Genomic DNA, 7,497 nt, shown 5'->3' on the forward strand with positions numbered 1-7,497 from the left:
TAGTGCACTAATATATCACCCTTGCTAAAAACAGCAAGTCAATGTGTGACAGTCATGGTGGTGACTGGGTGATATACATTCCCTAGCAACTGGGGGCGAAGGGATGCTGTTGTGGTAGGATGGTGTGTACCCGGTGGGGTAGCCATCCCGGATGGTTGTGAACCCTAAAATGAGGTGGCCATCTGTTGTGAAAAATAAAAATGGTGAATCTTAAAATAAGGTTACCATCAGAGTACTGATATTTGTTTTGCAGGAATGACCTGACAGAGAAGATGGCAGAAATAACTGCATGAGCATTACATTGAATATCTGTCATATGCATAAAACATGCATATAGTAAATGATTACTTTTTACTAAAATGAGATGAATATATCCTGCAATATATATATATGTAAATGGATATTATCTGTGATGTTGATTGATGGATTTAAATCCTGATGTTTCTTTTGAAATCGTTATGTAATATTTGAGGTTTACGAACCTTACTGAGCAATAGTGGTTTTTGCTCACCCCGTTTATTTTCCCCCTCCCAGGAACATCACATCAGTAAGTTGGGAGAAAAGCGTTTGAGATTTCTGAGGATGGGCAAGACAGTGTTACTCTATTCGTTAATACTCATTTCGAGTATTGATATGTAGTTGTTTCGAGTACATTACGGGACTGTACTCGTATTATAAACTGGTACTCAGTGTGTAATAATTAATTATATTTTCCGCACTTTTATGTATTTGTAAGACTGTTTGGCTAGTAATGGAATTATTCAGAAATAAGTTTTGGTGTATAATGTCTTTTAGGGGATACCCTGTGTGGGGTGTCACAAGTTTGGTATCAGAGCTCTAGGTTGAATGAGTACTAGTCACGAAAGAGAAACACTGTCAATAAATAAGTTACTGAGTTGTGGTTTCGGGTTTGGACAGGGATGTTCGAACCCGAGTGGGGTGAGTTCACTTTTAGTGAGACTCTATATAAAGTCATAGTAACTTTATTAGTGTTGAGAAGTAAGGTAGAAATATACATATATATGTATATGTGCTAAATGATTTTTATGTTTGTGCTATGTGTTGATTTGAAACATTGTGTGATCAAGGAAGGAAGGAATATGGCTAGAAGGATGAGATCTACTCAGGGTTTACATAATGCAACCCCATCGCCTGTAGACATTCCGGAAAGTAGGGCTGGGACTTCTCGTTACAATGGAGAACCTATTGTTGAACCAAGCCCGCCAGCTGTTGATCAAACCATACGCCTCATGGAGAATTTCTTCCACAGAATGGATCAACATTTTGCAGGAAGACAGCCTGTAGCTCCGGTTGGAAATACATTAATTCCAAGATTCTTGGCATTGAAGCCATACAGTTTCAAGGGAGTGGAGGGCCCTACAAAAGCTGTAGAATGGATAAGGAGCTTAGAAAACATTTATGAAGTATTATTATGTACTTCTGAAGAAAAACGGCGACTGGCGGTGTACCTACTAGAAGATGATGCCAGATTCTGGTGGGATTTAACAAAAAGCACCATGGCGAACGTTGAATTAATGACTTGGGAGGAATTCAAAGATCTCTTTTATGGTAAGTACTTTCCACAAATCGAAAGAGAGAAAAGGGAGATGGAATTTCTAAATCTGAAACAGGGACAAATGTCTGTAACGGAGTATCAAAATAAATTCGAAGCATTGTCTAGTTTCGGGTCACACTTGATCGATACTCCTGAAAAGAAAACTCGCAAATTTGTGAAGGGACTGATCCCTCCACTTGGAAGATTGCTGGTGGGAGATTTCAACTTAAGCTATGCGGATGCTGTCCGTAGAGCCCTGCACATGGAGGATTACCATCGGGAGACGAAAAAGGAGACGGAATTTCGAGGAAAAGGGAAAGCTCCTCTGACTCGCGGATCATCGGGACCAAATAACAAGAGAAGGAAGATGGACGGGAATCTTCCTAAGGCAGGAGTGCAAACCCCTTTGAGGAATGCGTCGTCATCTGAAGTAACCTGCTATAATTGTGGCGAAAAGGGACACATTTCAACAAGCTGCCCAAAACCAAGAAGGCTGACATGCTACAACTGTGGAGGAGTCGGTCATATAAGCAAAGATTGCAAGAAACCGAAGGCGAAACCTGGACCGCCTCAAACAGGAGCTCGAGTAAACGCTTTGGCGATTATTCCGGAGAGCGTGAATATGGAAGGTACACTTACAATTTTTCATAGTTGCGCTACGACTTTATTTGATACTGGTGCTACATGCTCATTTATTTCTTCATCGTATGTGAATACCTTGGGTATAGAAACCACACCGTTAGATAAGATTTTGTCGGTCTCTACGCCCTTGGGGGCTAAGACTGATTTGACGTGTGTGTGTAAGGACTGTGATGTCCGAATAGCTGGTAGAGTGATGCCTGCTGACTTAATTCTTCTACCTATGAAGAATTTTGATGTGATACTCGGCATGGATTGGTTGACAACCTATGGTGCTATATTGGATTGTCAACAGAAAACAGTTAAGTTCTTTACTCCAGGGTTACCTGAGCTAGTTTTTCAATGTTCTCCTCGGGTAGATACCTTTATTTCTGGGTATTTAGCATCCCTAGAAGACTCAAGTAGCTCCCAAAATTTAGATCGAATCTCCATAGTTCGAGAATATAAAGACGTGTTTCAAGAAATTCCAGGGCTACCACCGAAGAGGGAGATTGATTTTACAATTGAGTTAATTCCTGGAACGAATCCTATTTCGATTTCTCCTTACCGAATGGCCAAGATGGAATTGGTGGAATTAGACAAGCAATTGAAGGAATTACTAAGGCTGGGCTTCATACGAGAAAGTACGTCTTCTTGGGGATCGCCGGTGCTGTTCGTCAAGAAAAAGGACGGATCGTTGCGGATGTGTGTGGATTATCGGCGCTTGAATCAAGTCACTATCAAGAATAAGTATCCACTACCCCGAATAGACGATTTGTTCGATCAACTACAAGGAGCGTCAATATTCTCAAAGATTGACTTACGATCCGGATATCATCAACTATTGGTGCGTGAATCGGACGTATCCAAGACAGCCTTCTGCACGAGATATGGACTTTTCGAGTTCTTGGTGATGCCGTTTGGAGTTACTAATGCACCAGCTATCTTCATGGACCTGATGAATCGCGTGTTTCGACCTTACTTGGACAAGTTCATTATCGTGTTCATTGATGATATACTAATTTATTCAAAGACTCCAGAAGATCACGAGCAACATCTACGAATAGCTTTGCAGACGCTAAGGGAGCATAAACTGTACGCTAAGTACGAGAAGTGCGACTTTTGGCTCAAAGAGGTGAAGTTTCTAGGGCACGTGGTGACGGGAGAAGGAATCAAGGTGGACCCCTCGAAGGTTGAAGCAGTGCTTGAGTGGAATCAACCAACTACTCCAACTGAAGTCAGAAGTTTCTTGGGACTGGCTGGTTACTACCGAAGATTCATAGAAGGATTCTCGAAGATTGCTTTGCCGATGACTCGTCTGACTCGAAAGGATGTGGCGTTCGTATGGGATGACAAATGTGAACGGGCATTCCAATTGTTGAAAGAGAAATTGACTACCGCTCCTGTCCTAATGCTTCCTAAAGACGGTGCCAAATTTACTGTGTATACCGACGCTTCACATCAAGGCCTGGGATGCGTACTAATGCAAGAACGAAGAGTTAACGCTTACGGTTCGCGGCAGTTGCGATCTCATGAACTCAACTATCCAACACACGATCTAGAATTGGCTGCAGTGGTCTTTGCTCTCAAATTGTGGAGACATTATTTGTATGGCGAGGAGTTTGATCTATTCACCGACCACAAAAGCCTAAAGTACCTGTTCTCTCAGAAGGAGTTAAACATGCGACAAAGACGATGGATGGAGCTGATGAAGGATTACAACTTCACTCTACAATACCACTCAGGAAAGGCGAACGTGGTAGCTGATGCGCTGAGTCGTAAACCTCGTGGTGTCATTGCGCTCCTAATGATGCAAGAATGGAAGCTACTGGAGGAATTGGCAGAGTTCGACTTTCGTGTTGAACAGCAAAATGGTGGAGTTCGACTCTTCTGCTTGGACGTGTACCCGCACATCATCGAAGAAGTAATCAATGCACAACCTCAAGATACGAAACTGCAGAAGTGGTTTAAAGCTATGGCTGAGAAGGAACCTGAAACTTGGCAAACTGGAAAAGACGGAGGCCTGAGAACAAGAGGAAGACTATGCGTGCCCGATGTACCTGAACTAAAGGATAAAATTCTTGGTCTAGCACATCGTTCCAAGTACTCTATACATCCGGGTAGCACCAAGATGTACAAAGACTTGCGGCGACAATTTTGGTGGAAAGGCATAAAGGCGGACGTGGCTAAATTTGTGGAGTCATGCTACACATGTCAAAGAGTAAAGGCGGAACACCAGAAACCACCAGGATTGCTCCAACCTTTGGAAATACCTGTGTGGAAATGGGAGCATTTATCCATGGACTTTATCACTGACTTGCCAAGATCGAAGAAAATGCACGACGCTATATGGGTAGTAGTAGACCGATTGACGAAATCCGCCCACTTTATCGGCTATAGTATGAAATATTCGGTAGAAAAGTTGGGAAAGCTATATGTTGAAAACATTGTTCGTTTTCACGGCATTCCAGTCTCAATCGTGTCCGACAGAGATTCTCGATTCAGATCTGGCCTATGGAAAAGCTTGCAAAAAGCTTTCGGCACAGAAATCAAGATGAGTACGACAGCACATCCACAAACTGACGGACAAACGGAGCGAGTAAATCAAGTTCTCGAAGACATGCTGCGAGCTTGTGTTTTAGACTTCGGTGAATCATGGGAGGATTCTCTACCGTTGGTAGAATTCTCATACAACAATAGTTATCATGCAAGCATCGGGATGGCTCCTTATGAAGCTCTGTATGGCAGACCGTGTAGATCACCAACTTGTTGGGGAGAAGTGGGCGAGAGATCCTTCTGGAAATCAGAGTTTGAGAAAAAGAATCCTAAATTGGGTCCTGAAATTATTCGGGAAACCTCGGAGAAAATTGAAATAATTCGAGAACGACTGCAAGCTGCTCAAGACAGACAAAAATATTATGCAGACAAAGGGAGGCGGCCGATGGAATACAACGTTGGAGATGAAGTTCTTTTGAAAATATCACCCGTGCGAAGTCTGGTTCGACACAAGAAGAAAGGAAAACTATCGCCACGATACGTAGGCCCATTTCCCATCACAGCAAAGATAGGAACAGTAGCTTATCGGTTAAAGCTGCCTACAGAACTTGCCGGAATTCACAACGTATTTCATGTATCCATGCTGAAGAAATATGTTCGTGATCCGTCCCACATCATTGACCACAGTGATCTCAAGGTAGATAAAAGTGCCAAATATGTTGAAAAACCATTCAAAATATTAGATCGCGAGGTGAAAAAGATTCGCACGAAGGAGATTCCATTAGTAAAAGTACAATGGAATCAACATGATGAAGGAGAAGCTTCTTGGGAGTTAGAGTCTGAAGTTCGTAAGAACTATCCTTACCTATTTGCTGACGGCTGATTTCGGGGACGAAATCCCATTAAGGGGGAGGTATTGTAAGACCCCGAAAAATTTAATACCGTATATATACATATTTATTTATTTATTTATATATATATATACTTGTTGCTAGTATATTGTATATATTTTAAATATACACTTGGCATTATTCTAATAGGGTTTGAAATATGCCATGTGGTCATTAATTGAGAAGGGTGAATTTTTATTCACTCTTAGGTAATATTTAAAATGTGAATGGTGGATGAACTAGAATGGTGGATAAATGAGATTAGTAGTTAAATTTGAGAATGGGGGTTGAGAAGGTTGAATCCTTGTAAGAGTGGTGGATGAATTTGAGAATGGGGGTTGAGAAGGTTGAATCCTTGTAAGAGTGGTGGATGAATTTGAGAATGGGAGTTGAAAATGTTAGATGCTTGTAAGAGTGGTAGATGAATTTGAGAATGGGGGTTGAAAATGTTAGATGCTTGTAAGAGTGGTGGATGGAATAGTGAATGGAGGTTGAATCCTTTCCCTATAAATACCACACTCTAAATGCTAATGAGTACACAAGTAGTAGAGAAGAAAGAAAGAGAAAGAGAAAGAAAAGAGAGTGAGAAGTATCTTGAGAGAGTGAGAAGTATTTTGAGTTTGAAGGAGTAAGGAATTCTTGAAGTCCAATACTCACAATCAAGGTAAGGTTCTACAACCTTACATATTTCATGGGGAGTTTGAAAGAAAATAAGGATTTCTTGTTTTCTTTAGAAGTAGAAATCTTATTTGATAAATTCATGCAAAATGAATTTGGTTTGAGGTTGAAAGATTGAAGTTTATATATATTGATTTTTATTTATTTCAATTCATACCTGTTTTGGTATATAAATTCTAATTAAATGTAGAAAAATTATTTTTGAGCATAGTTTGTTGGAATGATCTCATAACTCCTAGATTTATCTTCAATAAAATTTTTATGAAGAAATATTGCAATCTACTATTTTTCTTTGATTTTAGAAGTGATTGTTATACAACGGGTAATCGCACTGTTTTATGTTCTGATTTGGATTTAAAATTGGAGGATGCTCCACTTATCCTAAAATTATGAAAATTTGTGGGGATGTTCATACGTGAATCTAGTTTATATCTGGAAAATTTCACATTTTAATTCGAAGTAATGAATTTTTAAAAATTCAAATACTATTACTGGGTTGAGAAAATTTATATATTTCCAGCTTTTGCTTTAAGATGTTAAAATATTATTTTAGCACAAGAAAATACTTTTCTTTGAAGTAATTTGAGTTTATGTATTACATTGACAAGAAAATGGATTTATTTTCATTTGAGTAACCATTACATGGTATATATATATACACATATATATTAATATATATATATGGATGTTAATGGTATTTTGTGAAATTATTGAATTGGAGTTTTTGTACAATTAAAGGTACCTAAACTAATTTGTTGAGACATCGGTGGAAAAAGTGGATACTGTGGACTTAAAATAAAACCCTAAGGATGTACATATCACTTAGGTTGATTTTTGTGGAAATTTTTCATAAATAAAAATCTGTGATATTATATATTATGAAATGAGAGGTGATTATCTTGATTATTTTGAAATCAAGTATGAGATAGTAATAAAGATTATTAACATGTTGCTATTGTTTATTATGAAAATCATAATGTATACGGTGCATGTTAACTATTATGCATAAAATATATGCATGTGATATTTGCCATACTTATTGCACAATAGATTGGCATATGGTATGTGGTTGTGAAATTTTGGAAATGTATGCATAAATAGTCATACATGAATTGTTGATATGAGATGTATGCCATATATAATGCATTGAATAATTGCATCTGGCATGAGACACGGTTACATGTGAAATATATTGCATAGAAAAATCATATGCATTGGTGATTATTTATGTAACTGTGGAAACGAGGTGTTGAGAGACCA

1 protein-coding gene is annotated in these 7,497 nt (G+C 39.0%); it reads left to right on the top strand.

Features of this window, described 5'->3' with window-relative positions:
* Positions 1-1,100 precede the first annotated feature (1,100 nt).
* A complete protein-coding gene (locus tag HLA95_RS30145; RefSeq protein WP_222185020.1) occupies positions 1,101-5,552 on the top strand; it encodes a reverse transcriptase domain-containing protein in 4,452 nt (1,483 codons plus the stop codon).
* Positions 5,553-7,497: the final 1,945 nt, after the last annotated feature.

The organism is Geminicoccus harenae, assembly GCF_019800005.1.
Classification (GTDB): domain Bacteria; phylum Pseudomonadota; class Alphaproteobacteria; order Geminicoccales; family Geminicoccaceae; genus Geminicoccus; species Geminicoccus harenae.